At 66.4% G+C, this 25427-nt stretch carries 25 protein-coding genes and 1 tRNA gene; 14 read left to right on the top strand and 12 right to left on the bottom strand.

Annotated elements, in window-relative coordinates; all coding sequences use genetic code 11:
- The first annotated feature begins 64 nt into the window (after window positions 1-64).
- Window positions 65-141 (top strand) — tRNA-Thr (locus tag VEI45_RS04965).
- 95 nt (window positions 142-236) lie between these two features.
- Here VEI45_RS04965 and VEI45_RS04970 read toward each other — a convergent pair.
- Window positions 237-437, bottom strand: coding sequence for a YegP family protein (locus tag VEI45_RS04970; RefSeq protein ID WP_324850700.1), 201 nt, complete (start codon window positions 435-437; stop codon window positions 237-239).
- A 155-nt stretch (window positions 438-592) separates the two neighbouring features.
- Window positions 593-2419, bottom strand: a complete 1827-nt coding sequence (locus VEI45_RS04975) for a hypothetical protein (protein ID WP_324850701.1) — start codon at window positions 2417-2419, stop codon at window positions 593-595.
- On the opposite strand from VEI45_RS04975, the gene VEI45_RS04980 reads away from it, so the two are divergent.
- Window positions 2385-3329, top strand: coding sequence for an NAD-dependent epimerase/dehydratase family protein (locus VEI45_RS04980; protein WP_324850707.1), 945 nt, complete (start codon window positions 2385-2387; stop codon window positions 3327-3329). The two genes, VEI45_RS04975 and VEI45_RS04980, sit on opposite strands and share 35 nt — an antisense overlap.
- Window positions 3330-3493: 164 nt before the next feature.
- Here the strand turns inward: VEI45_RS04980 and VEI45_RS04985 are convergent, their stop codons facing one another.
- The 3 genes from VEI45_RS04985 to VEI45_RS04995 form a co-directional block, all read right to left on the bottom strand.
- Window positions 3494-3835, bottom strand: coding sequence for a DUF2304 domain-containing protein (locus VEI45_RS04985; RefSeq protein WP_324850709.1), 342 nt, complete (start codon window positions 3833-3835; stop codon window positions 3494-3496).
- The gene (locus tag VEI45_RS04990) at window positions 3832-4524 is read right to left on the bottom strand and encodes a glycosyltransferase family 2 protein (protein WP_414687399.1); all 693 of its coding nucleotides are present in this window, start codon (window positions 4522-4524) and stop codon (window positions 3832-3834) included. The genes VEI45_RS04985 and VEI45_RS04990 overlap by 4 nt, the downstream gene beginning before the upstream one ends.
- Before the next feature lie 61 nt (window positions 4525-4585).
- Window positions 4586-5854 (bottom strand): hypothetical protein, encoded by a 1269-nt coding sequence (locus VEI45_RS04995; RefSeq protein ID WP_324850713.1) that lies wholly within the window; start codon window positions 5852-5854, stop codon window positions 4586-4588.
- A 250-nt stretch (window positions 5855-6104) separates the two neighbouring features.
- Here VEI45_RS04995 and VEI45_RS05000 point away from each other — a divergent pair, with 250 nt between their 5' ends.
- Window positions 6105-7073: a TerC/Alx family metal homeostasis membrane protein gene (locus VEI45_RS05000; protein WP_324850715.1), complete on the top strand. Its 969-nt coding sequence runs from the start codon at window positions 6105-6107 to the stop codon at window positions 7071-7073.
- Here the strand turns inward: VEI45_RS05000 and VEI45_RS05005 are convergent.
- Together VEI45_RS05005 and VEI45_RS05010 are read right to left on the bottom strand one after the other, a co-directional pair.
- Entirely contained in the window at window positions 7070-7762 is a 693-nt protein-coding gene (locus VEI45_RS05005) for a hypothetical protein (protein ID WP_324850717.1), read from the bottom strand. The genes VEI45_RS05000 and VEI45_RS05005 overlap by 4 nt on opposite strands.
- A gap of 125 nt (window positions 7763-7887) precedes the next feature.
- On the bottom strand, window positions 7888-8376 hold the full coding sequence (locus VEI45_RS05010; protein WP_324850719.1) for an inorganic diphosphatase: 489 nt from the start codon (window positions 8374-8376) through the stop codon (window positions 7888-7890).
- A gap of 152 nt (window positions 8377-8528) precedes the next feature.
- Between VEI45_RS05010 and dacB the strand changes: the two genes are divergently transcribed.
- From dacB to hpt, 4 genes are read left to right on the top strand one after another with little or no spacing between them, the layout of a single operon-like run.
- Complete coding sequence (gene dacB / locus VEI45_RS05015; RefSeq protein WP_324850722.1) at window positions 8529-9923, top strand: D-alanyl-D-alanine carboxypeptidase/D-alanyl-D-alanine endopeptidase; 1395 nt, start codon at window positions 8529-8531, stop codon at window positions 9921-9923.
- A complete protein-coding gene (locus VEI45_RS05020) occupies window positions 9920-10978 on the top strand; it encodes a zinc-dependent metalloprotease (RefSeq protein WP_324850723.1) in 1059 nt (352 codons plus the stop codon). The genes dacB and VEI45_RS05020 overlap by 4 nt, the downstream gene beginning before the upstream one ends.
- Window positions 10957-11940, top strand: coding sequence for a tRNA lysidine(34) synthetase TilS (gene tilS / locus VEI45_RS05025; protein ID WP_324850725.1), 984 nt, complete (start codon window positions 10957-10959; stop codon window positions 11938-11940). The genes VEI45_RS05020 and tilS overlap by 22 nt, the downstream gene beginning before the upstream one ends.
- A 4-nt stretch (window positions 11941-11944) precedes the next feature.
- Window positions 11945-12547, top strand: a complete 603-nt coding sequence (gene hpt, locus VEI45_RS05030) for a hypoxanthine phosphoribosyltransferase (protein WP_324850727.1) — start codon at window positions 11945-11947, stop codon at window positions 12545-12547.
- A 4-nt stretch (window positions 12548-12551) separates the two neighbouring features.
- Here the strand turns inward: hpt and VEI45_RS05035 are convergent, their stop codons facing one another.
- The 5 genes from VEI45_RS05035 to VEI45_RS05055 all read right to left on the bottom strand — a co-directional run bounded on the left by VEI45_RS05035 (window position 12552) and on the right by VEI45_RS05055 (window position 18065).
- Window positions 12552-13274, bottom strand: a complete 723-nt coding sequence (locus VEI45_RS05035; protein ID WP_324850729.1) for an SIMPL domain-containing protein — start codon at window positions 13272-13274, stop codon at window positions 12552-12554.
- A 33-nt stretch (window positions 13275-13307) separates the two neighbouring features.
- On the bottom strand, window positions 13308-14777 hold the full coding sequence (locus VEI45_RS05040) for an APC family permease (protein WP_324850731.1): 1470 nt from the start codon (window positions 14775-14777) through the stop codon (window positions 13308-13310).
- Between the two features lie 104 nt (window positions 14778-14881).
- Window positions 14882-15898 (bottom strand): zinc-binding dehydrogenase, encoded by a 1017-nt coding sequence (locus VEI45_RS05045; protein ID WP_324850733.1) that lies wholly within the window; start codon window positions 15896-15898, stop codon window positions 14882-14884.
- On the bottom strand, window positions 15898-17094 hold the full coding sequence (locus VEI45_RS05050; protein WP_324850735.1) for an LLM class flavin-dependent oxidoreductase: 1197 nt from the start codon (window positions 17092-17094) through the stop codon (window positions 15898-15900). Before VEI45_RS05050 ends, VEI45_RS05045 begins: the two co-directional genes overlap by 1 nt.
- Window positions 17091-18065, bottom strand: coding sequence for an alpha/beta hydrolase (locus VEI45_RS05055; RefSeq protein ID WP_324850737.1), 975 nt, complete (start codon window positions 18063-18065; stop codon window positions 17091-17093). Before VEI45_RS05055 ends, VEI45_RS05050 begins: the two co-directional genes overlap by 4 nt.
- Before the next feature lie 281 nt (window positions 18066-18346).
- On the opposite strand from VEI45_RS05055, the gene ftsH reads away from it, so the two are divergent.
- The 7 genes from ftsH to VEI45_RS05090 all read left to right on the top strand — a co-directional run bounded on the left by ftsH (window position 18347) and on the right by VEI45_RS05090 (window position 25406).
- Entirely contained in the window at window positions 18347-20689 is a 2343-nt protein-coding gene (gene ftsH, locus VEI45_RS05060) for an ATP-dependent zinc metalloprotease FtsH (protein WP_324850739.1), read from the top strand.
- 17 nt (window positions 20690-20706) lie between these two features.
- Window positions 20707-21315 carry a GTP cyclohydrolase I FolE gene (folE, locus tag VEI45_RS05065; protein ID WP_324850770.1) on the top strand — a complete coding sequence of 203 codons (609 nt, stop codon included), beginning with the start codon at window positions 20707-20709 and terminating at the stop codon, window positions 21313-21315.
- Window positions 21312-22154: a dihydropteroate synthase gene (folP, locus tag VEI45_RS05070; protein WP_324850741.1), complete on the top strand. Its 843-nt coding sequence runs from the start codon at window positions 21312-21314 to the stop codon at window positions 22152-22154. The genes folE and folP overlap by 4 nt, the downstream gene beginning before the upstream one ends.
- Window positions 22147-22548: a dihydroneopterin aldolase gene (gene folB, locus VEI45_RS05075; protein WP_324850743.1), complete on the top strand. Its 402-nt coding sequence runs from the start codon at window positions 22147-22149 to the stop codon at window positions 22546-22548. Before folP ends, folB begins: the two co-directional genes overlap by 8 nt.
- Window positions 22545-23111 carry a 2-amino-4-hydroxy-6-hydroxymethyldihydropteridine diphosphokinase gene (gene folK / locus VEI45_RS05080; protein ID WP_324850745.1) on the top strand — a complete coding sequence of 189 codons (567 nt, stop codon included), beginning with the start codon at window positions 22545-22547 and terminating at the stop codon, window positions 23109-23111. Before folB ends, folK begins: the two co-directional genes overlap by 4 nt.
- Entirely contained in the window at window positions 23111-23587 is a 477-nt protein-coding gene (locus VEI45_RS05085) for a DUF3180 domain-containing protein (RefSeq protein WP_324850747.1), read from the top strand. The genes folK and VEI45_RS05085 overlap by 1 nt, the downstream gene beginning before the upstream one ends.
- Window positions 23588-23708: 121 nt before the next feature.
- Entirely contained in the window at window positions 23709-25406 is a 1698-nt protein-coding gene (locus VEI45_RS05090; RefSeq protein ID WP_324850749.1) for a DUF6779 domain-containing protein, read from the top strand.
- The last annotated feature ends 21 nt before the right edge of the window (window positions 25407-25427 follow it).

A 25427-nucleotide genomic window follows, 5' to 3' on the forward strand; every position in this document is an offset into this window, starting at 1 on the left:
GGGCGAGGTTGGGCCACTCGCGTGCCCTGCCGTAGACTCATGCCGCCCGGCCGCACCGGGCGCCGCCGCCTTAGCTCAGTCGGCCAGAGCGATTCACTCGTAATGAATAGGTCGGGGGTTCGATTCCCCCAGGCGGCTCCATCTAGCAGCGGATATACATCTAGTAGGCCTGGCGCGCCGTTCCTTGCGCACGCACAGCATCTTCCGTGGCGTACGACGATGAACGGCGATAGGCGCTAGTTGTGTGCGGGTTCCCGTTCGGTCAGGTCTACGACCTGCGCGTCGGGTGCGCTCGTCTTGACCGAAGCAATGCCTTTCTCGGCACTCGCCTTGGTCTCATAGCCTTGGCTGGCGGCGATGATCTCGCCGTTGGCCGCCTTGAGATGGAACCGAAACTTGCCGGATTTGTCCTTGCTGATCTCGAACTTGGCTGCCATTGCAGTTCTCCCTGTTCGTTTTCTCGAACAGCCGAAACGCTACCACCGCGGTCCAAGAGTGCCCAACGATCGACCTGGGCGGATTGGTCGATAATCTTTGCTGCGCCAGATCATTTGGGCGCCGATGTCGGCCCCAAATATTTATGCATGAGCTTCTACCGCGGCACCGCATAGCCCACCGGCCCCGCTGCTACGCAGACCGCAAGCGCGGCCGTGTCGGCTCGCACGGTGATGGCATTGCCCGCCCCGGGCAGCCGGACGTAGACCCGGTTGAGCCCGGGATGCACCGGAACCTTTGTCTGCGGCCCCTCGGACAGCGACAGCGTCATCGCGCCGTCGCTGTTGGCCAGGTAGTTGATCTCGGCAGTCCAATCCGTCGGCAGGAGTGGGCCGTCGAGGCCAAGCCGCACCGGTCGGTCCGGTTGCACGAAGTAGCCGCACTGCGGCACCGGCCCCGGCAGGATCGCGCGGACCCAGGTCACCTGCGCGTCGGCCAGTCGGCCCGAGCTGTCGAGCACCCGTAATTGTGTTGTCGCCGAGGCGAATTCCGGACGGTCCCGCAACAGCGCGAAGATGTGGCTGGCCAGGTTCTCCGGCCAGGCCACTCGACCCAACACCAGCGGATCGACTTCCTGATCCAGCAGCGGCACATTCGAGGCGTGCGCGCCGGCCAAACCGCGGCGGGCATTCTGCAGATAAGGCTCGGCGGGGTTGTCCCGCCAGGAGGTCAGAAACGTCGCCGTCGAATACCAACTGCTGGCCGTGAACGCCGCCGCCAAAGCCGTAGTCACCACAGCGCGGCCCGCCGACGCATCCAGCCAGTGTGACGACCGACGGTTCGTTGCGCAGAACCCGACTGCGGCCAACAGCGCCAGCACCACGACGAGATCGGGGAAATAGCGCAACGTCTGGGCCAGTTCGAGGGCGGTGAATCGCGATGAGCGCATCAGATAGACCGGCACTTGGCAGGCGACGACGTAGCCGGCCGCGGTCAGCCACACCGGCACAATGCGCTGCTTGCGGACCAGTGAGACCCCCAGCGCCGCGGCCAGCACCAGCCAGCCCAGCGCTCTGGCCACCAGTGGCGGGGTGGCCCACGGCGAGGCCGGTGCCCAGCGGGCCCAAGCCCACGGCCCCCCGGCCAAACCGGGAACGATCCCGTGCGTGACCGAGCGACGCAGCAGATCCCACGTCATCGGCAGATCCGAACTCCACCGCTGCTGGTCGACCACGACCAGGTAAACCGCGATCCAGACGGCGGTCAGTGCCAGCGCCGCCATCCATAATCGAACCCCGGCCCGCCACACCGCCATCAGCGCCGCGCGATCACCGTGCACGTGGCACAGCAGCGCGGCGATCAAGAACGCGACGAAGGGAATCACCGCAGCCTTTTCAAAGAACAACAGCCCACCGAGATAGACCAGCACGCCGCTCACCGCGTAACGCTGGTCGCGGGTTCGGACCAGCATGATCGCGTCGGCGCAGACCCAGGCCAGCGCCGCCAGCATCGGCAGCGAATTCAGTGCTGCGGCCCACCACGCGAACCCCGGAACACCCAACGGGGTGAACAGCGCGAAGGTCAACGGAATCAGCAGCACCGGCCGCCAACCCAGGATCACGTGCAGCGCCCGCAACAGCGCCAGCGAGGCCAGCAATTGCAGCACCACCAGGCTGATCGCCGGTCCGGTCCAATTCAACGGCGCCAGCCGGGTAATTACGCCCGCGACCAGGAAGGCGGCCGGCATTACGTGGCCGTCATGGTCGTCGAACAGGTACGACGGCGACAGCAGGCCATGCGTGCCGGCCCGGCCGATCAGGATCAGGTCATCCCAGTAGAAGTAGCCCCGAAACGCCAGCACCGCGCGAATCACCAGCTGCACCGCGATCAGCGCGGCGGCGGCCACAGCTACCTTCGGTATCCCGCCAGCCCGTCGGTATGGTGGGCCGGTGCGCGCACTGGTCACCGGGGCAGCCGGGTTCATCGGGTCGACGCTAGTCGACCGGTTGCTGAGCGACGGGCACAGCGTCGCGGGCCTGGATAACTTCGCATCCGGGCGGGCCACCAACATCGAGCACTTGGTCGACACCCCCGAGTTCGTCTTCGTCGATGCCGACATTGTTACCGCCGATCTGCAGGCCATCCTGGACGAGCTGCGCCCGGAGGTGGTGTTCCACCTGGCCGCGCAGATCGACGTGCGGCACTCGGTGGCCGACCCGCAATTCGACGCGTCGGTCAATGTCATCGGCACCGTGCGGCTCGCTGACGCTGCCCGGCGCGCCGGTGTGCGTAAGGTCGTGCACACCTCGTCGGGCGGCTCGATCTACGGCACCCCGCCGTCGTATCCAACCCGTGAGGACGTGCCCACCGACCCGGCATCGCCGTACGCGGCGGGCAAGGTCGCGGGGGAGATCTACCTCAACACGTTCCGCCATCTGTACGGCCTGGACTGCTCCCACATCGCGCCGGCCAATGTCTACGGCCCGCGTCAGGACCCGCACGGCGAGGCCGGGGTGGTGGCGATCTTCACCCAGGCGCTGCTGTCCGGTAAGCCAACCAAGGTGTTCGGCGACGGCTCGCACACTCGCGACTACGTGTTCGTCGACGACGTGGTGGATGCGTTCGTCAGGGCGTCCGGCCCGGCCGGTGGCGGGCAGCGGTTCAACATCGGCACCGGTGTGGAAACCTCGGACCGCCAACTGCATTCAGCGGTGGCGGCTGCCATCGGTGCGCCCGATGACCCGGAGTTCTACCCACCGCGGCTGGGCGACCTGGAACGGTCTTGCCTCGACATCGGTTTAGCCGAAAGGGTTTTGGACTGGCGCCCGCAAGTGGAGCTGCATGACGGTATCCATCGCACGGTGGAGTACTTCCGGCGCACCCACGCCAACTAGCGCGGTTCGGGTATCAATCAGCCGGAGTCAATCCGTTGTCCCGGGCAGCGGGCGGCGGTCAGCATCTGGATCGGCCTCGTCGTCGTCGCGGCAGTGTCGCTGGCACTTGTCCTGCTCACCTCACGGGTTTTGGACTGGGGAATCGGCGCCGGTAGTTCTCCGGCTTAGCCCCCATCGGGCGCTTGCGCGCCTTCCAGCGCGACCGCGCGGGCCAGTCGCGCGTATCGCAACTCCAAGTCTTTGAACCGCAAATAGGTGCTCAACGTGGTGAAGCTGAACGCGATGATCAGCGCGTAGAGCATCAGGTCGGTGCCGCGATCAACACCGAGCCAGTGCGCCACCACCGTGGTGTCGTCCGGCCGGAGCACGGCATAGATACCGGCCAGCACAAAAACCAGATAGCCGACTTTGACCCAGGCCTTCGACTGAGCGCTGCGACGAGACCGCAGCAGGTAAACCAGCAACGCGATGATCGAGGTGATCAGCAGACCCTGGATCCAGTTCATCGCGGTGTCCTTCCTCGCAGGAACCCCTCGAAAATGATGTTGACGCCGTTGAGCAACGGCTGGCCCTTGGACTTCGAGTATTCGGTGTAGAGCACCTCGACGGGTTCTTCGGCGACACGCCAACCGTTTTCGGAGATCAGCATGATGAATTCTCCTGCGTGGCTCATCCCGCTCAGGGTGATGTCCAATCCGTCGGCGACGGTCCTGTTGAACACCCGCAAACCGTTGTGGGTGTCGGTCAATCCCAGCCTGCGACCGCGCGGGCTCAGCCGCGCGGCGATCTGCAGCACAACGCGTTTCAGCAGCGGAGGCCTGGTGACGCCCACGCCGAATCGCGTTCCGATCACGACGTCGACGTCGCCGGCGCCGAGCCGGTTGATCATTGTGATGATGTCCTTGACGCGGTGCTGACCGTCGCCGTCGAAGGTGGCGAAGACCTGCGCGCCGGGCTGGCGGCGGGCGTACTCGACTCCGGTCTGGATGGCCGCACCCTGGCCCAGGTTCACCGGGTGGCGCACCAGATGCGCCCCGGCCCGCAGCGCGATGTCGCCGGTGTCGTCGGCGCTGCCGTCGTCCACACACACGACGTTCGTGAAGACCGAGCGCAGATCGGTGATGACGTCGCCGATCACGCCGGCTTCGTTGAAAGCCGGGACGACGATCCAGATGTTGCGCGTTTCGCTGAGCATTTCCTGCATTTCAAGCCCACAAGCTACACGTCAGTTCGCCCACTGGGCTGACCAGCGCCGATCAGCCGCCCGTGCGCGACAGTGCGGCGAGATGCACCCCGATACCCACCAGCGGACCGCACAACAACGCGACCACGGTGCGGGTCTCCAGCGGCAGCGGCAACAACAGCAACAGCGTCGACGCCACCGTTGCCCCCACCCAGCCCAGCGCGTAGGCGCGATGCAACGCAGCCGCAACGGTGGCCGCACCGGTCAGGGTCAGCACGGCGATCGCCACCGCGGCAGCGGTCAACCAGGCCAGCAGCGCGCCGGCCGCGTGGTACTCGGGCCCGAAGCCGACCCGCAGCAGCCACGGGCCGACCAGGAACGCGGCCAGCACGCCGAGCGCGCCGATTCCGCCGACCAGCGCTGCCGGCGCGATGAGCGCCCGCAGCCGCTCAGTCCGCTCGTCGACGAAGTGCGCGACCAGATTGCCCTGCATCGCGGTCAGCGGTACCAGTAGCGGCGCGCGGGTCAAGGTAACCGCCAGGATGACCACCCCGCCTTCGGCGCCGAGCGGGTCGGAGGTCGCCTTCAGCAGCACCGGAAAGCCCATCACCAAAATTGCGCTGGCACCGGCTGCGGTGATCGAATGGGCCGCTCCGCGCAGGAATGTCGTGGCGCCGCCCGAGGTCAGCAGCCGGGCCGCGGCCCGGGTCGTCGGCGAGGCGACGATCATGATCAGCCACGCCACCGCGCCCGCGACGGTGGCCCACAGGAACCCCACCAGGCCCCAGCCGATCACGAAGGCAGCCACCGCGACCGCCACTCGGATCACGGCGTCGGTGACCATCAGCGCCCCATACTGAGTCCATTGGTTGGTCCCGGCCAGCATGCCCAGCAAGGTGGCGTGCAGACAGAACCCGGCCAGCCCGACACTGAGCAGGCCCACCGAAAGCCAGTGAGCGTCGGCGAACACCCGACTGCTCCACAACGGCGAGCTACCGGCGATCACCAGGGCCGCGCCGATCCCGACCATGCCGGCCACCCGCAGTGGATGGGTGTGGCGGCCCGGCGCGACTTCCGCTCGGCTTTCATAGCCCGCGGCGCGGACTTCCCGCGTGGTCTCCTGCAGCAGACCATTGGCGGACCCGGTCACCAGGCCGAACGCTCCCCAAAAAACCGCGAAGATCGAAAAGCCGGCCGGAGCCAGATCACGGGCTGCCAGGTAGACCACCGCGTAGCCGCACACGGCGGTCAGCACGGTCGCGGTACCCACCCGGGCCACGCTGCCGCGCGCGATCGGGCTGGCGGAGGCTCCGATGTCAGGGGTCCCGCCGAGCTCGGTCACGGCGACGCCACGTCAGTTGAGCTCCGGCATCGGCACGGTTCGAAAATACTCAGGGCCATTGTGGTCCTGCTGCAGGCTCCGGCGAATGCGACCTGACAGACTGACTGCAGAGGGGAGTATTCCTCCGCCGCGGTGTCGTCATCACGTCACCCGCAACCGGGCGACCGGGGCCGCGGGCCTTTGCGATTGTCGTCGCGACGGTGGAAGAGACCTCTGGGCGTTGCAGCACTTCAGCGACCGGAGGCCCCTGTTGTCCGTGTCCCTGCTCGAATGGGTCGTCACTTTGGGCGCGACGACTGCAGTGCTGCTGTTCGACGTCGCGGTTATGGCGCGCCGATCCGGGGAACCGACGATGCGCCGTTGTGCGATCGCGTTGTCGGCCTATATCGGACTCGCGGTGCTGTTCGGAATCTGGACGTGGTACTTCCATGGGCAGCAGTACGCCTTGGAATTCTTCGCGGGATGGATCACCGAGTACAGCCTGTCGATCGACAACTTGTTCATTTTCGTCATCATCATGACGAGCTTCAACGTGCCCAAGGTCTATCAGCGGCAAGTGTTGTTCGTCGGTATCGTGATTGCGCTGATTTTCCGCGGCATCTTCATCGCGCTTGGTGCGGCGGCCATCCAGCGGTTCTCTTGGGTTTTCTACCTTTTCGGCGGATTTCTGGTCTCCACCGCGGTCAGACTGGCACGCGGCGTCGAGCACGACGCGAACGTGGAGAATGCGGCCGTCCGGTTCGCTCGCAACCACTTGAATGCCACCGATGGCTGGCACGGTCTCAAGCTCTATGTCAAGGAAGGGTCGCAGCGGTCGATGACCCCGATGTTTCTCGTCATCGTCGCGCTCGCCGTCGCCGACCTGATCTTCGCTCTCGATTCCATCCCGGCAATTTTCGGACTTACCCGCGAGGCCTACCTGGTGTTCGCCGCCAACGTATGCGCCTTGATGGGCCTACGGCAGCTGTACTTCATGCTCGCAAATCTGTTGCAGCGACTGGTTTACCTCTCCAAAGGACTTAGCGTCATCTTGTTGTTCATCGGGATCAAGCTGATACTGCAGGCGTTGCGGGAAAACGATCTGCCGTTCATCAACGGGGGCAAGCACGTCAACGTTCCTCAAGTCCCGACGCTGCTCACGCTGGCGGTGATCGCGGTGACCTTGATTGTCGCCGCAGCCGCCAGCGTCTATGCCACCCGGGCCGGCGACAGCAATTAGGCCTCGATCTGACCGGCGATGCGTCGTTCGATGCTGGCCCGTGCCGGGGCCGGCAATACGATTAGCCCGTCGAGTTCTCTGCTGGCCCGCGCGTAGGCGTTCTGCCGTTCTTGCGGGGAAGCGGCGTCGTCCTGGGCAAGCTGCAGCAGGTGCTGGGCTCGTGCCAGCCGTTGTTGGTCGTCTTCGGAGAAGTCGCTGCGACGCCTGCGAATCGCTTCAGCCTCGGCGATCTCGAAGGCGCTGACGTATTCGTGCACGGCGGCGCGGTATTCCAGTTGCGCGGTCCGATCGCTGAGCAGGTCCTCGGGCCGGTCCGGGCGCAGCAGATCGGCCTGCCGTTTGGCGTTATGGAAGGCGACGGTCAGCGGATTTCGCATGTCGGTCATCAACGGAAAGTCGAGCAATTTGGCGATGTCGACCTCATAGTCCAGCCAGCGCGCGTCGGTCCGACCATGCATGACGAGCAGTTTGGCGATATCGCGCTGGTAGCCTTCCTCGTTGTTTCGCTTCCGCCCGGATGCCTCCGCGATCGCGATCTTGGCCTGCTGCTTCAGCCGGTACCGTTCCAGCCTTCGCTCGGCCCGGCGTTCGTTGGCCGCGGCGATCGCACGAACACTCCCGCCGATCGCGCCGCCCAGGGGGAACACCAGCCACCAGAAATTCGCGGCGAAATGAAACAGCGGGCCCACATTGCCAGCATGCCATCTGTGGCCTTGGCGCTACGGCCCAAGAACCTCGTAGATCAATGTCGTGTATTTCGCTGTGCGCGAAGACCCGTGAACGCCGGGTCCCATCTTTCGAGCGGTGATCGGTGTCAGTGCCCGTCGATCTTGAACCGCTCCTGTGAGCGCAGCACCTCCGCCTCGGCATCGGCGCGACCCACCCAATCGGCCGTCTTGACGTACTTGCCCGGCTCCAGCGCCTTGTATTGCGAGAAGAAGTGTTTGATGACGTCGAGCTCGTACGCGGGAACGTCGTCGATGTCGTTGATGTGGTCCCATCGATGGTCACCGGCCGGCACGCACAGCACCTTGTCGTCGCCGCCGTGCTCGTCAGTCATCCGGAACATTGCCACCGGCCGAGCCGACAGCGTCACGCCCGGAAACAGCGGCTCCGGTAGCAGCACCAGGGCGTCGAGCGGGTCGCCGTCCTCGCCAAGTGTGTCGTCGATGAAGCCGTATTCAGTCGGATAGACCATCGAGGTGTACAGGTAGCGATCCAGGCGCACCTTCCCCGTCTCGTGGTCGACCTCGTATTTGTTTCGCTGACCCTTGGGGATCTCGATGATGACGTCGAATTCCACCGTCTCGGCTCCTTCGGCTGGGGTGGTCGCTGCTCGTCGGCATTGGTCGAGCGTTCAGCGTAGTCCAGGTATCTGGCGCGTAACTAAGCTCCCACGAGACGTCGATCGGCAGGTGCTTGAAGCACAATAGGCGCAAAGGAGTTAGGAGGGTCATGCATCCCACTCAGTGGCGGCCGTCCACACACCTGATGGTGGCAGTGGGCGTGCTGGCGATCGTTGCCGCCGTGGTCGCGGCAACCGCGCTGTTCACCGCCAGCGGCCGCGGCGCAAGCGGTGCCCAGATCCCACCCCCACCGCCCGCTGTCACCGCTAAGCCGAGCATCGTCCCGGTGGCCGCCACCGCGCCTGTTCCGACTAAATCCGCGCTGGCCGCAACGCTGGCGGCGGTGGTGGCCGATCCCAACCTGGGCAAGCTGGGCGGCCGGGTCACCGACGCGATGACCGCCAAAGAACTCTGGCGCCGGCAAGATGGCCTGCTGATGCAGCCGGCGTCGACAAACAAAACGCTCACCACCGCCGCCGCGCTGTTGGCGCTGGACCGCGAGGCCCGGGTCACCACTCGAGTCGTCGCCGCCGAACAGCCCGGGGCCTCTGGAGTCATTGTGCTGGTGGGGGGCGGCGACCCGACGCTATCGGCGGCCCCGCCCGGGCAGGACACCTGGTATCACGGTGCGGCGCGGATCAGCGATCTTGCCGATCAGGTGCGCCGCAGCGGCGTTACGCCGACGGCGGTGCAGGTGGACACCTCGCTGTTCAGTGGCCCGACCATGGCGCCGGGCTGGGATCCGGCCGACATCGAGGGCGGCGATATCGCGCCGATCGAATCAGTCATGCTCGACGCCGGACGCATCCAGCCGGCGACCGACGAGTCCCGCCGGTCGGTGACCCCGGCCCTGGACGCGGGACACGCGCTGGCCACCGCGCTCGGCGTCGACCCGCAGCAGGTGACCATCGCCGGCCATCCCGCACCCGCCGGTGCGCGGCAGTTGGGCGCTGTGCAGTCGGCGCCGCTGATCGAGCGACTGAACGAAATGATGAGCGTCTCCGACAACGTGATGGCCGAATGCATCGCCCGTGAAGTGGCCGCGTCGATGCAGCGGCCGCTGAGTTTCACCGGCGCCGTCGACGCGGTGACCAACCGGTTGAACACCGCGCATATCGACACCAGCGGCGCATTGCTGCACGACTCCAGCGGATTGTCCGTCGACGACCGGCTCAGCGCCAAGACCCTCGACGCCGCGGTGCAAGCTGCAGCCGGGCCGGATCAGCCCTCGCTGCGGCCGCTGCTGGACCTGTTGCCGATCGCCGGTGGCAGCGGCACGCTGTCCGACCGCTTCCTATACACGGTGGCCAACACCGGACCGGCCGGCTGGTTGCGGGCCAAAACCGGCTCGCTGACCGCCATTAACGCGTTAGCTGGGGTGGTGACCGACCGTAGTGGACGGGTGCTGACCTTCGCGCTGATCTCCAATGACGCCGGCCCGACCGGCCGCACGGCGATCGACGCGGTGGCCACCACCCTATGGTCGTGTGGGTGCGCAACGTGACCGCTTCAACGGAGTTGACCGTTGGGCGCACCGTCGACTGGGGATTCGCAGCGACGGTCGGCCAGTGGCTGGCTCGTCCCGGCCCGCCGTCCACCGACTACACCCGTCGCCAAGTGGCCGACAACCTGGCGACTGCCGCCAAGGCGGCTGAACCTCCGGTACGCGACGTCACCGGTCTGCAGACCAACGGCGTCGTTCCCGAGGCCCGCATTGTCGACCGGCAGGGGTGGATCCGGGCGGCCGCCGAGTCGATGCGGGTAATGACCGGCGGAACCGACAAGCCGCGCGGCGTTATCTCCGGACGGGTCACCGGCGCGCAGACTGGTGCCGTGCTGGCATTCGTCGCGTCGGGAATCCTCGGCCAGTACGACCCGTTCGCCGCCTCCAATGACGGCGGTGCCTTGCTGCTGGTGTATCCCAATGTCATTGCGGTCGAACGGCAATTGCGGGTGGAGCCTTCCGACTTCAGGTTGTGGGTGTGCCTGCACGAGGTCACCCATCGGGTGCAGTTCACCGCAAATCCGTGGCTGTCGGGCTACATGTCGCAAGCGCTCGGTGTGTTGACTCAGGAGGGCAGCGAAGACGTGGCGCAGGTGGTCAGCCGGCTGGCCGACTTTGTCCGCGGCCGCGGCGAACAGTCGCCAACCGACCCCGACCCGCACTCCAGGGGCGTTCTGGGGTTGCTGCGCGCCGTGCAGTCCGAGTCGCAGCGCCAGGCCCTGGATCAGCTGTTGGTGCTGGGCACGTTGTTGGAGGGACACGCCGATCACGTGATGGATGCCGTTGGGCCCGTTGTGGTTCCGTCGGTGTCGACCATCCGGCGCCGCTTCGACGAGCGTCGGCACCGCAGACAGCCGCCGCTGCAACGGCTGCTGCGCGCATTGCTGGGCATCGACGCCAAACTGAGCCAGTACACCCGGGGCAAGGCGTTCGTCGACCATGTCGTGGGCAGGGTTGGGATGGAGCGGTTCAACGCCGTCTGGACCGGGCCGGACACACTGCCCCGGCCGATTGAGATCGAATACCCGCAACGATGGATCGACCGGGTGCTGTAGCCGCGCTCCGCGCGGCTGTGGCTGCGTTCGCCAAGGAATACCTCGCCACTGCCGATCGCTGGTGTGTGGCGCTCTCCGGGGGCCCGGACTCGTTGGCGCTCACCGGTGTCGCCGCTGCCCTGCTGCCGACCACCGCGCTGATCGTGGACCACGGTTTGCAAGCCGGCTCGGCAGCGATCGCCGCCACCGCGCAAAGCCAAGCCGAGGAATTGGGATGCGTTGACGCCCAAGTGCTTTGCGTGCAGGTCAGCGGAGACGGCGGTCCGGAGGGCGCTGCCCGCGCTGCTCGCTACCGCGCGCTGGAGGCTGCGCGTCGCGATCGCCCGGTGCTGCTGGCCCATACCCTCGACGATCAGGCCGAGACCGTATTGCTCGGGCTGGGCCGCGGTTCTGGCGCCCGATCGATCGCCGGGATGCGCCCTTACGACCCGCCCTGGTGTCGGCCGTTGCTGAGCGTGCGGCGCAGCGTGACGCACGCCGCGTGCACGGAGCTGGGGCTGACCCCCTGGCAGGACCCGCACAACACCGATCGCCGTTTCACCCGGACCCGGCTACGCCATGAAGTGCTGCCGTTGATGGAGGAGGTGCTCGGCGGCGGCGTCGTCGAGGCGCTGGCCCGCACCGCCACTGCGCTGCGCGAAGACACCGAGCTGGTCGATGCCCTGATCGTGCGGGCGCTGACCACCTCGGCGACCGCCGAGGGGCTCGACACCCAGGAGTTGGCGGCGCTGCCCGCCCCGGTACGTCGCGGCGTCATTCGGGGCTGGCTGCTTGCCGGCGGCGCGATCGGGCTGACCGACAAGCAGATCCGCGGCGTCGACCGGCTGATCACCGCCTGGCGTGGCCAGGGCGGCGTGGCGGTCGGGTCCGCGTTGCGCAAGCAGCGGTTGGTAGCCGGGCGCAGCGGCGGGCTGTTGACGTTGCATCGGGAGCCGATCAGCCCGACCACCACTGGTTCCTAACCCGATGGCATGGCACGATCTGGTCGTGGCAGCAGAATCGCCGGAGCTGTATCCGGGCGACATCAAATCGGTGCTGCTCACTGAGGAGCAGATCCAGAGCCGCATCGCCGAGCTCGGTGCGCAGATCGGCGCAGACTACCGCGAACTCTCCGGTGCCGACGACCAGGACCTGCTGTTGATCACCGTGCTCAAGGGCGCGGTCATGTTCGTCACCGACCTGGCACGCGCGATCCCGCTGCCGACTCAGTTCGAGTTCATGGCCGTCAGTTCCTATGGAACGTCGACGTCATCGTCGGGCGTGGTGCGCATTCTCAAAGACCTCGACCGCGATATCAACGACCGGAATGTGCTGATCGTCGAGGACGTCGTCGACTCCGGGCTGACGCTGTCCTGGTTGTCGCGCAACCTGGCCACCCGGCATCCGCATTCACTGCGGGTGTGCACGCTACTGCGCAAACCCGACGCGTTGCGCGCCAACGTCGACATCGCTTACGTGGGTTTTGACATCCCCAACGAGTTCGTGGTGGGCTACGGCCTCGACTACGACGAGCGCTACCGCGACCTGCCCTACATCGGGACCCTGGACCCCAGGGTCTACCAGGACTGAGCCACTACCGCAGCTCCCAGACCGCGGTGACGGAGAAGCTCACTGTCTGCTGGCCGGGTTCCAGCGGCACACTGGCCGGCATGCCGCTGCGTGGGGCCGGAAGCGCCGTGGGGGGCGCAGCTCCGGATGCCTCCGAAATCGAAATGATCTTGCCCAGCTTCAGCCCGGACAGCTGCGCGTACTGCTGGGCCCGGTCTTTGGCGTCCTGAAAAGCCCGCGCACGCGCGTCCTTGACCAGCTGCGAGTCGTCGGCGATGGAGTAGCTGACCGAGCTGATGCGAGTCGCGTCACCGCCGGCGCCGACGATGACCGCCAGCACGTGCGACGCCGAATCGGCCGGGTGGATCTTGACCCTTATCGAGTTGTCGGCGCGATACCCGGTGATGGTGCCGCCGGAACTGTCGTACTGGGATTGCAGGCTGACCTCGGTGGTGCTGATGTCCTTGCGGTCGACGCCGGCCGCCGCCACGGCATTGATGACGGCCTGCTGGCGGTCGTTGGTCTGGTTCATCGCCGTGGTGACGTCCGGTGCGGTGAATTCGATGCCGACGTCGGCGGTGAGAGTGTCGGGGACCCCTTGGACCTGGCCGGAACCGACCACAGTCACTTCGCGTCGGTTGTCCCCGACCCGTGCCGAGTGGCTATCGCAGGCCGACAGGACGCCGACCGTGAGGCCTAGGCCGAGCGCGATACGCAGCGCCCGTCTGGCGCGGGTGGTGACCGCCATGATTGGCCACCCTAGTTGAGTTAGACGGCTCGGTTACCTGGCATCTTCGGTGATCGGCAGGGCCGTTGCGAGGCCGCCATTCCCGCCGCCATTGAGTGCGCTGTGACGGCGGCCCCACGCCAGGTAGAAGATCAGCGTCACCGCCACCCAGGCGCTGAACGCAATCCAGGTGTACCAGTGCAGGCTGAACAGGATGTAAGCGCACGCCGCGATCGACAGGATCGGTGTCACCGGATAGCCCGGCACCTTGAAACCCCGGGGCAAGTCCGGTTCTCGAACCCGCAGGATCATTACCCCCGCTGACACCACGATGAATGCGGTCAGGGTGCCGATGGAGACCGTTTCGGCCAGACGGTCCAGCGGCACCAGCGCAGCCAGGATGGCCACCACGACCGCAACGATCACGGTGTTTCCGATCGGTGTCATCGTGCGCGGGTTGACCTTCGCGAACGCCGCCGGCAACAGACCGTCACGGCCCATCGTGAACAAGATGCGGGTCTGCCCGTACAACGTCACCAGCGTGACCGAGAAGATGGATATCACTGCGCCGGCAGATACCAGGGTGCTGCCCGCCGTGTTTCCGGTAATGCGGTCCAGGATCACGGCCAGCACCGCTTCTTCGCCCTTGAACTCCTGCCACGGCTGACTGCCCAACGCGGCAACCGACACGAGCACATGGATACCCGTGACGATCAGCAACGCGTAGATGATTGCCCGCGGCATCGTGTGCTGCGGATCTTTGACTTCGTCGCCCGCGGTGGATACCGCGTCAAGGCCGATGTAGGCGAAGAAGATTGTGCCCGCAGCCAAGCTGATGCCTGAGACGCCGAACGGTGCCAGGTCAGTGAAGCGGTCCGCCTTGAATGCGGTGAACGCGATGGCCGCGAAGATCACCAGCACGCCGAGCTTGATCACCACCATCACGGCGTTGGTCTTCGCGGATTGACTCGCACCCCGGATCAACAGGACCGCACACATCGCCACCAAGACGATGGCGGGCACGTTGATGGCACCCGGCTCGGGATCCCACGGCCCCGCCGAAATGGCTTGCGACAGGTGAAATCCAAAGACGTTGTCCAGCAACTTGTTCAGATACTGACTCCAACCCACCGCTACAGCGGCGGTGGACACGCCGTACTCGAGCAGCAAGCATGCTGCGACGCCCATCGCAGCCAGCTCGCCCAGCGTGGCGTAGCAGTACGAGTAAGCCGATCCGGAAACCGGTACCGCCGAAGCCATCTCGGCGTAGCAGACCGCGGCCAAACCCGCCGCGATGCCGGCGATGATGAACGAGATGACCACCGCCGGGCCGGCTTGCGGCACCGACTGAGTGAGCACGATGAAGATGCCCGCACCGACCGTCTCGCCGACGCCGAACATGGTGAGCAGGAAGGTTCCCAGACTCCGTTGCAGGTGATATGAAGCCCCGTCGGCGACTGGGGCGCCGCTCACCGGGCGCCGCCGCAGCATCTGCCGGGGCAGGCTGAGCGCCGGCGTCGGCATCGTGCCTCCTCCGGAGGATTCGTGGTGAGCTAGCCAGCTTGGCTCAAGATACAACAACGAATGACCTGGTCGCCCGATAAAGGCGCCGCTACAGCGGCCAGCGCCTAGGGAGTGACCAGTATCTTGCAGTGCCGTTCAGGGTCGGCGAGATCATCGAAAGCCGCCCCGACCTCCTCGAGGCCAACGTCGCCGGTGATCACCGGTGCGACGTCGATGTCACCTTCGGCGATTGCGCGCAACGAATCGGCGAATTCGTTCGGGTCATACATGAGAACGAACTGGACGTTGATCTCCTTGGCGATGGCGAAGAACGGATGCACGGTGTCGGGCTGCATGCACACGCCGACGACGACCAGCCGAGTGCCGTGCCTGGCTCTGCGCATCACGTCGTCGATGATGCCGGGCACCCCGACCGCCTCGAATACCACAGCGGGAGTGACAGTGTCGAATGGTGAGCCCTGCGCCGGGTCGAGCGTCTGATGTGCGCCCATGGTGGTGGCGACTTCGCGCCGCTTCAGCGAGAAATCCGCTGCCACAATGGATTCGACGCCACGGGCGCGCAGGGCGGCGATCACCGCAATGCCGATCGGACCGCAACCGAGCACCAGTGCGGTCTCGCCGGGCTGAACACCCGACTTGTTGACGGCGTGCAGCCCGACCGCCATCGGTTCGGTCAAAGCGGCGTGTCGATGGTCCAGGCCGTTGGGAATGCGCAGCAGCAGCGGCGCCGAAAGCAGCATCCGCTCGGCATAGCCGCCCGGCGTCTTGTTGCTGTAGACGATCGGCTCGATGTGTTTGCCCGAGATCAGCACCGGAATCGACGTGACCAGCGTCCCCGCCGGAAACGTTTCGGTGTCCGGGCCGGCCTCGAGCACCTCCGCGCTGAACTCGTGGCCCATGAAGACGTCGCGGCCCAACTCGACGCTCACGCCGCCGCCAAGACTGTCTGCCATTTGATCGCTCAACGACAGCACCTCCGCGCCGTGGCGCGCGAAATGCAGGTCGGAGCCGCAGATTCCGCACGATCTCACGCCGACCACAACCTGACCCGGACCGGCGACGGGGTCGGGCACATCGTCCCGGTAGACCATGCGGCCTTCCCGTAGCACCGCGGCGCGCATCAGCTGTTTTCGCTTTCCATCTTGAGTTCATCGGTGTGCTCGGTGATCGCCTTCACCACCGCCTCGCCGGCGCGGCCAAGCAATTGTTCACGCATGCCCTTGGCCCATTCATGTGATGCCCGAGGTGCCTCCAATTGCCCTTTGAAATGCGGAATCACCTTGCGGGCGAACAGATCATAGGAGTGATAAGTCGCCGCTGGCGACGCCCAGTCGTGCCCGAGCAACAAGAAGCCGCCGAATCCGCCCGACCGGTCAAGTAGATCCTCGATGTAGCCGATCGCATCCTCGGGTGTGCCGACGCAGCAATTGCCCCTCGCCGCATAGTCTTCGACGAACTCACGGGGTGACTGCGCATCCTCGACCAGGTTGGCCAGTGGCACGAATCCCGCTGCGCCGAAGTACTTCGCGAAGTCCTGCAGGCCGTATGTGCAGTCGTCGATCGCCTGATCTCGGCTGTCGGCCAGATGCAGGATGCCGAGCACCCGCCAGTTTGCCCGGTCGGGCTCGTCGTGTCCGGCTTTGTCGGCTTGTTCACACACGACTTCCCAGGCGTTCTCCAGCGCCGCATAGCCGCCCGGCACCGACATCGACAATGACAACAGCGACGTGCCCAACGCGCCGGCGAGCCGCGGACCGGACGGAGAAATCATTGCTGCCGTGGAGATTTCCGGATAAGGCCAGGTGTAGGGGCGGATGTGCAACTGGGCATCACGCAGCGTGAACCAGTCCGAGTGGCGGTTGATCCGCTCACCAGGTGCGGCGCGGAACAGAGCGAGGATCGCCTCCAGCGATTCGTGCATCATCCGGCGCTGCTCGACCGGATCGATGCCCATCGTGTAGGCGTCCGACGGCAGGGCGCCCGGACCGGCACCGAACATCACTCGCCCGCGGGTCAGATGATCCAACAAAACCCACCGGTCGGCCACCATCAGCGGATGGTGGTAGGGCAGCGACACAACACCGGTGCCCAGCCGGATGTGCTTGGTCCGTTCGGCCGCCGCGGCGATGAATACTTCCGGGCAGGCGATCAACTCGTAGCCGCCGGAGTGATGTTCACCGAACCACGCTTCGTCGAAGCCCAGCCGATCCAGAGCGACCACTCGCTCCATGTCGTATTCGAGTGCCGCCGTGGGAGATTGCCCGGTCGGGTGAAACGGCGTGATGAAGACACCGAAATTCAACGGGCGGTTCGTCACAGCGTCACACTCGATAGGAAGTCCAGCACCACCTCGTTGACCTGATCAGGGCGCTCCTGTTGTAGCCAGTGCCCGGCGCCGTCCATCATAACCTCACGATAGGGACCGGTCACCACCTCACGCGTACGGTCGCGGCGCATGAAGCCGCCCACAGGATCATCCGTGCCGGCAACGAACAACGCGGGCACCGAGATGGTGGCAGCCGGCGGGTCGGCCAAGATCTCCCAGTTGCGGTCCAGGTTCCGGTACCAGTTCAGCCCGCCGGTAAAACCGGTGCGGCTGAACTCGGCGATGTAGTGATCGAGTTCGTCGGCGCTGATCCAGCTCGGCAGGCCGTCGGGTTCGGGTAGCCGCTCGATGAAGCCCTCCGGCCCCGGTGCGACCATGCGTGCCGCGGCCGCATGGTCATCGGGCGCGCGCAGGCCGGCGATCATGCGCCGCAGGGTCTTGCCGGGGTCGGCAGCCAGTTCGGCGTCGGCGATCCCCGGCTCTTGGAAATAGAGCATGTAGAAAAAGTTGTCGCCGAACAGCCTGCGAAACGCCTGCGTCGGCGGGACCTGAGCGCGCGGCACCGGCGGAACGCTCAAACCGACCACGGCAGCCACCCGATCGGGATGCAGTTGCGCCGAGCTCCACACCACCGGGGCGCCCCAGTCGTGACCGATGAGCACCGCCCGCTCGGCGCCGACGTCGTCGAGCAAGCCGATCACGTCGGCGGACAGGTCGGCGATGTTGTAGTCGGCAATGTCGTTGGGCCGGCTCGAGCCCCCGTAGCCGCGCTGGTCCGGGGCCAGCACGTGGTATCCGGCGGCGGCCAGCACCGGGATCTGGTGGCGCCACGAATAGGCAAGTTCGGGAAACCCGTGGGCCAGCACCACCACCGGTGCGCCCGGCTCACCCGCTTCAATGGTGTGCAACTGCACACCATTGGTCGCGATAGTCCGTTCGGTGATCGCTACGCTGTGGGGCACCGTCTCACCAAAGCACACGCCCGGTCCGCCGGAAAGGTGTTCGACAGTTGGGTGCGCCGGTATGAAAATTGTCGGGAACTGCCATTCGTTGCTTTAGCGGCGGATCTAAACGGGGTGGCGACCCGCTGCGCCCCGGCTGCACTGAGCTGGCGATCGCTCCGGGCTACGTGGCCACCTGCTGCGCCCGGCTCCGCCGAGCTGGCAATCGCCACGGGGCGGTAACCTGGACTATTCCAGCTGCGTGTATCGGGAAGGACCTGGCCGGCGACGGTCGATGATTGATGAACCGGAAAAACGTGATCCGCACGCTCACGGCGATCGCTGTCGTGTTGCTGCTTGGTTGGTCATTCTTTTACTTCAGCAATGACACCCGCAGCTACAAGCCGGTCGATACCTCGGTGGCGATGGCCCAGATCAAGGGCGGCAACGTCAAGAGTGCACAGATCGACGATCGCGAACAACAGGTGCGGTTGACGCTGAAAAGCGCCAACAGCGGCACCGACGGGTCCGACAAGATCATCACCAAGTACCCGACCGGTTACGCGGTTCCGCTGTTCGACGCGTTGACCAGTAAAGACGCCCAGGTCAGCACCATCGTCAACGAGGGCAACATCCTGGGCTCGCTGCTGATCTATGTACTGCCGCTACTGCTCTTGGTCGGCCTTTTCATGATGTTTTCCCGCATGCAGGGCGGCGCCCGGATGGGCTTCGGGTTCGGCAAATCGCGGGCCAAGCAGCTCTCCAAAGACATGCCCAAGACCACCTTCGCCGATGTCGCCGGCGCCGACGAGGCGGTCGAGGAGCTCTACGAGATCAAGGACTTTCTGCAGAACCCTGCGCGGTACCAGGCACTCGGCGCCAAGATCCCCAAGGGCGTGCTGTTGTACGGGCCGCCGGGAACCGGTAAAACGCTGTTGGCCCGCGCCGTCGCGGGCGAGGCCGGCGTTCCGTTCTTCACCATTTCCGGGTCGGACTTCGTCGAGATGTTCGTCGGCGTCGGCGCATCCCGGGTACGTGACCTGTTCGAGCAGGCCAAGCAGAACAGCCCGTGCATCATCTTCGTCGACGAGATCGACGCGGTCGGCCGCCAGCGCGGCGCCGGGCTGGGCGGTGGCCACGACGAGCGCGAGCAGACGCTCAACCAGCTGCTGGTCGAGATGGACGGCTTCGGTGATCGCACCGGCGTGATCCTGATCGCGGCGACCAACCGGCCCGACATCCTCGACCCGGCGCTGCTGCGGCCCGGGCGCTTCGACCGCCAGATCCCGGTGTCCAGCCCGGACCTGGCCGGCCGGCGCGCGGTGCTGCGCGTGCACTCCAAGGGCAAGCCGTTCGGCCCCGACGTCGACTTCGACGGGCTGGCCAAGCGGACCGTCGGCATGACCGGCGCCGATCTGGCCAACGTCATCAACGAGTCGGCGCTGCTGACTGCCCGCGAGAACGGCACCGTCATCACCGGCGCCGCTTTGGAAGAGGCGGTCGATCGGGTGGTCGGCGGGCCGCGGCGCAAGAGCCGGATCATCAGCGAGCAGGAGAAGAAGATCACCGCCTACCACGAATCCGGGCACACGCTCGCGGGCTGGGCGATGCCGGGCGTCGACCCGGTCTACAAGGTGACGATCCTGGCCCGCGGCAACACCGGCGGCCATGCGCTGGCGGTGCCCGAGGACGACAAGGGCATGCACACCCGCTCGGAACTGATCGCCAGGCTGGTCATGGCCCTGGGCGGGCGCGCCGCCGAAGAGCTGGTATTCCATGAGCCGACCACCGGCGCGGTGTCCGACATCGAGCAGGCCACCAAAATCGCGCGCGCGATGGTCACCGAGTTCGGAATGAGTTCCAAACTCGGCGCGGTCAAATACGGCAGCGAGCACGGAGATCCCTTTCTCGGCCGGACCATGGGTAACCAAGCCGATTACTCCCATGAGGTCGCGCGGGATATCGACGACGAGGTGCGCAAGCTCATCGAGGCCGCGCACACCGAGGCCTGGGAGATTCTCACCGAATACCGCGACGTGCTGGACACGTTGGCCGGCGAGCTGCTGGAAAAGGAAACCCTGCACCGCGCCGAGTTGGAGGGGATCTTTACCGACGTCGAAAAGCGGCCGCGGCTGACTCTATTCGACGACTTCGGTGGCCGCATTCCGTCGGACAAACCGCCGATCAAAACGCCCGGCGAGCTGGCCATCGAACGCGGCGAACCGTGGCCGAAACCGGCACCCGAACCGGCTTTCAAGGCCGCCATCGCTACAGCTGCGCGCGATGCCGCACAGGCCGACGCCGATCGAGGCACCAACGGCGCCAATGGTTCTCACGGTGCGCCGGTTGGCTCCGAGGACCGTGCCGGTGCCGGCGCTGCACCGCACCACTCGACCCAACCCGACTATGGTGCACCGGCAGGCTGGCACGCTCCGGGATGGCCGCCACCGCAACAGCCGCCGGGCTACTGGTACCCGCCGCCATCCTCACCGCCGCCACCGCCGCACTGGGCTCAGCCACCACACAACTACGGCGGCCAGCCCTATCCGCCGTATCCGCCGCCCGGTCCGCCCGCGCCAGAAGCAGGCCAGCCCGTCGACCCGCCCGGCGACCCGAGCCCGTCCAACCCGTCGACGCACGGCTAAAACGAACGGAGGCTTCGATCGTGCAGCCGAATTCCCGAACCGCGACCCTGAGCACCCCGGTCTTCGATCAGCCGCGTGCCGAGGCCGCGATCCGCGAGCTGCTGTACGCGATCGGAGAGGACCCGACCCGGCACGGTCTGCTGGACACCCCGGCCCGCGTCGCCCGCAGTTACCGGGAGATGTTCGCCGGCCTGTACACCGATCCCGACACCGTGCTGGACACCAAGTTTGACGAGCAGCACGACGAGTTGGTGATGATCAAGGAGATCCCGCTGTACTCCACCTGCGAACACCATCTGGTGGCTTTCCACGGTGTCGCGCATGTGGGATACATCCCCGGTCACGACGGCCGGGTCACCGGATTGTCGAAGATTGCGCGGCTGGTCGACCTGTACGCCAAGCGGCCGCAGCTGCAGGAGCGGCTCACGGCTCAGATTGCCGACGCCCTGATGCGCAAGCTCGATCCGCGCGGTGTCATCGTCGTGATCGAGGCCGAGCACCTGTGCATGTCCATGCGAGGTGTCCGCAAGCCCGGAGCTATCACCACCACGTCGGCAGTGCGGGGACAGTTCAAGTCCAACAGTGCATCTCGAGCTGAGGCGCTCGAACTGATCTTGCGCAAGTGAGTACGACGCGCGTCCAGGTCATGGGGGTGGTGAACGTCACCGACGACTCGTTCTCGGATGGCGGGCGCTACCTCGATGCCGAGCGCGCTGTCGAGCAAGGTTTGGCGTTGGCCGCTGACGGCGCGGCGATCATCGATGTCGGGGGAGAGTCCACCCGGCCCGGTGCGGTTCGAATAGATCCGCAGGTGGAAGCTGCCCGCGTCGTGCCTGTTGTCAAAGAACTTGCATCCCATGGCATTACGGTCAGTATCGACACCATGCACGCGGGCGTTGCGCGGGCGGCGCTGGAAAATGGCGCCCAGATGGTCAACGATGTGTCCGGCGGACGCGCCGATGCGAGTATGGCCGGTCTACTCGTCGAGGCCGACGTGCCTTGGGTACTGATGCATTGGCGATCGGTTTCGTCTGAGCATCCGCACACGGCTCCGCGCTACCGCGACGTGGTGGCCGAAGTGCGCGCCGAACTGCTCGCCAGCGTCGACGACGCGGTTGTCGCGGGCGTGGATCCGGCGAAGCTGATCATCGACCCCGGTCTCGGATTCGCCAAGACCGGCCAACACAATTGGGCGTTGCTGCACGCCTTGCCGGAGCTGGTGGCGACCGGCGTCCCGGTTCTGATCGGCGCGTCACGGAAGCGGTTTCTCGGCAACCTGTTGGCCGGTCCGGACGGTGCAGTACGGCCACCTGACGGGCGTGAGACGGCTACCGCGGTGGTTTCGGCGTTGGCCGCACTGCATGGCGCGTGGGGTGTGCGGGTGCACGATGTACGGGCGTCGGTCGACGCGCTGCGGGTTGTCGACGCGTGGATGCAAGCCGGGACGGTCGAAGCCGATGGCTGACCGAATCGAGTTGCGCGGCTTGACAGTTCGTGGCCGACACGGGGTTTTCGACCATGAGCGCGCCGACGGTCAGGATTTCGTCGTCGATATCACGGTCTGGATCGACCTGGTGGACGCCGCGGCCAGTGACGACCTGGCTGACACTTACGATTACGGCGTCCTGGCGCAGCGGGCGGTCGCCATCATCGCCGGGCCTGCGCGCAACTTGATCGAAACGGTGGCCGGGGAAATCGCCGAGGATGTGATGAAAGACCGGCGGGTGCACGCCGTTGAGGTGACGGTGCACAAGCCGCAGGCTCCGATTCCGCACACCTTCGCCGATGTGGCGGTGGTGGCTCGACGGTCGCGGCGCGGGGGACGGGGCTCGGTAGTTCCGGCGGGAGCGGGCATATGAGTCGGGTGGTGTTGTCGATCGGATCGAACATCGGTGACCGGCTAGCCCGGCTGCAGTCGGTGCTCGACCGGTTGGGCCAGGCGGTGCAAGCGGTCTCTCCGGTTTATGAGACCGCCGCATGGGGCGGGGTCGAACAGGGCCCGTTCCTCAACGCGGTGCTGGTCGCCGAGGACGCGACGCTCGACGGGCACGGTTGGTTGCGCCGCGCCCAGGAGATGGAGCAGGCGGCAGAGCGAGTTCGCGGACAGCGTTGGGGCCCGCGCACTCTCGACGTGGATTTGGTCAGCTGCCACCAGACGTCGCCGGCCGGAGACACCGAAGTGATGTCGTTGGACGATGGTCTGACCCTGCCGCATCCGCTGGCTCATTTGCGCGCCTTCGTGATGATTCCCTGGCTGGCCATCGACCCGGACGCGGAACTGACCGTGGCCGGTGGAAAGCAAGCCGTCGCAAAGCTACTCGCCCAGCTGCATCCAGCCGACCGCGCCGTTGTGCAACTGACCGGCCTGGTACTCGAATTGCGAGGCGAGAATAGGGAATCCGACTCGGCGCCGGGAACCTGATGGGTCCGACCCGTAAGCGTGACCTGACGGCCGCGGTGATCGGCACTGCGGTGGTCGGGTACCTGCTGGTCGTGTTGTTATACCGGTGGTTTCCACCGATTACCGTCTGGACGGGTCTTTCGTTGCTTGCGGTCGGCGTCGCCGAGGCGGTGTGGGGGCGTTATGTCCGGGCCAAGATCAGCGACGGTGAGATCGGTGACGGGCCCGGCTGGCTGCATCCGCTGTCGGTGGCCCGCAGCCTGGTCATCGCCAAAGCATCGGCCTGGGTCGGCGCGTTGGCGCTGGGTTGGTGGGTCGGGGTTCTGGTGTACTTGCTGCCGCGGCGATCCTGGCTGAGGGTGGCCGGGGAAGACACCGCCGGCACGGCGGTGGCAGCGGTCAGCGCGCTGGCTTTGGTGGTTGCGGGTCTGTGGCTGCAACATTGCTGCAAGTCGCCGCAGGATCCGACCGAGCACGGCGAGGACGCGGAAAATTAGCTCGGCTCGGTGACGATGCGGGTGGTATGGCGGCCCGAGTGCGAGGCGGGCAATCAGTCCAGGTGAGAATCGCCGGAGCACGGCGACACGCGGAGTGACCTCGGCCCGGTACAGTCGGGCCATGACCGATCTGTCCCGCGGCGCCCGGGTCCGCCGCGGCGGCCGCAGACCCGGTTGGGCAATGCTCACGGCGTTGCTGGTGCTCGCTATCGGCGCCAGTTCTGCGCTGGTTTTCACCAACCGGGTTGAGCTCCTCAAGTTCGCCGTGATCCTGGCTCTGTGGGCGGCCGTCGTCGCTGCATTCGTGTCGGTGATCTACCGCCGGCAAAGCGACGTGGACCAGGCCCGGGCGCGGGACCTGAAGCTGGTTTACGACCTGCAACTGGATCGCGAAATCTCGGCCCGCCGCGAGTATGAGCTCACCGTGGAGTCTCAGCTGCGTCGCGAGCTGGCCAGCGAATTGCGCGCGCACTCCGCAGACGAAGTCTCGGCGTTGCGGGCCGAGTTGGCTGCGCTGCGCACCAACCTGGAGATCTTGTTCGACGCCGAACTCAGCGACCGGCCCGCACTGGAGACCGAGCGCAAAACTGTGCGTGGCTATAGCGACTGGGATCGCGAACGCGAGAGCGCGCGCGAACGGGTCAATCGCGTCACCTCGGTGCGGGCCGAAGAGCCTCCTCGGCGCGCGGACGACAGCTCGATCATCGACGTGCCTGAGGAACCGCTGGCCCCACCGCCGCGGCAGCCGGTCGCGGAAAACTACCAGGCGGCGGCGTACACCTACCAGCCCGCCGACGCTCACGAGGCTTCCGGGCCAAACGGTGCCGCCGAGGCATATGAGGCGCCGGAGGCAGACCAGGGCGCACATCGGCGCCGAGGCGAGCGAGCCGCTCGAGCCCAGCAGGACGAGTCGACGCGACCTACCGGTTGGGCCACGCCGACGCCGTCACCCCCGAGTGGGGCAGAGCGCCGGCCTGAGGGCCGCTGGGCCAAGCGGGAGCAAACGTCGGAGGCCAACGGTTGGGCTACGTCGTCGGGGGCATCACCCGCGAGCGCGGGAGAGCGGTACGAGGCCCAACCTCCACGCCGTTCACACCGGCGGCAAGAGGCGCCGCCGCAGCCCGAGCCACAGTTTGTACCGCCACCCTTGCCGCCCGAGCCGCCGCCGCAGCGGCGGTGGCCCGAGTGGACCGGATCTACCGCGGCGCCGCGGCATCAACAAGCGCCCACCGGCTGGCAGCCGGTGAGCTCGGAAGGACAATGGCTGCCTGTCGGAACACCCGGCAGCAATTGGAATTCCGAATGGACCGACAAGAGCGGCACCGGGCCGTGGAAGTACGACAACGCCCCGTCCCGCGACAGTGCTTCGCTGGGCTCTCCCAGCGCCAGCGAAGCCACGTCGGCGTCGGCGCCGTCGGCTGAGCGGCGGGGACGGCATTCCAGCGCCGCCGAGCCGGCAGGCCAGATCGGCGAATCCGAAGCCGATCGGCGCGAGCTGGGTCGTCGGGCACGGGCCCGGCATTCCGCTGAAAGCTCCGCATACTCCGACTCCGGCATCGGCGAAACCACGCCACCGCCGCCGGCGATGTCGCCGCCACCGCCGCCGATGCCACCTTCGCCGCCGCCACCTTCGCCGCCGCCACCACCCGACAGGGAGCCGGCGATGTCGCCGCCACCCCCGCCCTCGGCCCGACATCGGACCACCGATCCGTTGGATACCAACGCTCCGCCGACCGGCGGCCAGTCGGTCGCCGAGTTGCTGGCGCGGCTGCAGACCAGCCCGTCCGGAGGCGGCCGACGCCGACGCCGCGAGGACTGAGGCGAACGCCACAGGCGATTC

It is taken from the genome of Mycobacterium sp. (assembly GCF_035623875.1).
Taxonomy (GTDB): Bacteria; Actinomycetota; Actinomycetes; order Mycobacteriales; family Mycobacteriaceae; genus Mycobacterium.

What these genes read in the sequence shown, in the direction of transcription:
- VEI45_RS04970 (WP_324850700.1), bottom strand. Translation starts at nt 437, where the DNA reads ATGGCAGCCAAGTTCGAGATCAGCAAGGACAAATCCGGCAAGTTTCGG.
- VEI45_RS04975 (WP_324850701.1), bottom strand. Translation starts at nt 2,419, where the DNA reads ATGAACCCGGCTGCCCCGGTGACCAGTGCGCGCACCGGCCCACCATAC.
- VEI45_RS04985 (WP_324850709.1), bottom strand. Translation starts at nt 3,835, where the DNA reads ATGAACTGGATCCAGGGTCTGCTGATCACCTCGATCATCGCGTTGCTG.
- VEI45_RS04990 (WP_414687399.1), bottom strand. Translation starts at nt 4,524, where the DNA reads ATGCTCAGCGAAACGCGCAACATCTGGATCGTCGTCCCGGCTTTCAAC.
- dacB (WP_324850722.1), top strand. Translation starts at nt 8,529, where the DNA reads ATGCATCCCACTCAGTGGCGGCCGTCCACACACCTGATGGTGGCAGTG.
- tilS (WP_324850725.1), top strand. Translation starts at nt 10,957, where the DNA reads ATGGATCGACCGGGTGCTGTAGCCGCGCTCCGCGCGGCTGTGGCTGCG.
- hpt (WP_324850727.1), top strand. Translation starts at nt 11,945, where the DNA reads ATGGCATGGCACGATCTGGTCGTGGCAGCAGAATCGCCGGAGCTGTAT.
- VEI45_RS05035 (WP_324850729.1), bottom strand. Translation starts at nt 13,274, where the DNA reads ATGGCGGTCACCACCCGCGCCAGACGGGCGCTGCGTATCGCGCTCGGC.
- VEI45_RS05040 (WP_324850731.1), bottom strand. Translation starts at nt 14,777, where the DNA reads ATGCCGACGCCGGCGCTCAGCCTGCCCCGGCAGATGCTGCGGCGGCGC.
- VEI45_RS05045 (WP_324850733.1), bottom strand. Translation starts at nt 15,898, where the DNA reads ATGCGCGCCGCGGTGCTACGGGAAGGCCGCATGGTCTACCGGGACGAT.
- ftsH (WP_324850739.1), top strand. Translation starts at nt 18,347, where the DNA reads ATGAACCGGAAAAACGTGATCCGCACGCTCACGGCGATCGCTGTCGTG.
- folB (WP_324850743.1), top strand. Translation starts at nt 22,147, where the DNA reads ATGGCTGACCGAATCGAGTTGCGCGGCTTGACAGTTCGTGGCCGACAC.
- folK (WP_324850745.1), top strand. Translation starts at nt 22,545, where the DNA reads ATGAGTCGGGTGGTGTTGTCGATCGGATCGAACATCGGTGACCGGCTA.
- VEI45_RS05085 (WP_324850747.1), top strand. Translation starts at nt 23,111, where the DNA reads ATGGGTCCGACCCGTAAGCGTGACCTGACGGCCGCGGTGATCGGCACT.
- VEI45_RS05090 (WP_324850749.1), top strand. Translation starts at nt 23,709, where the DNA reads ATGACCGATCTGTCCCGCGGCGCCCGGGTCCGCCGCGGCGGCCGCAGA.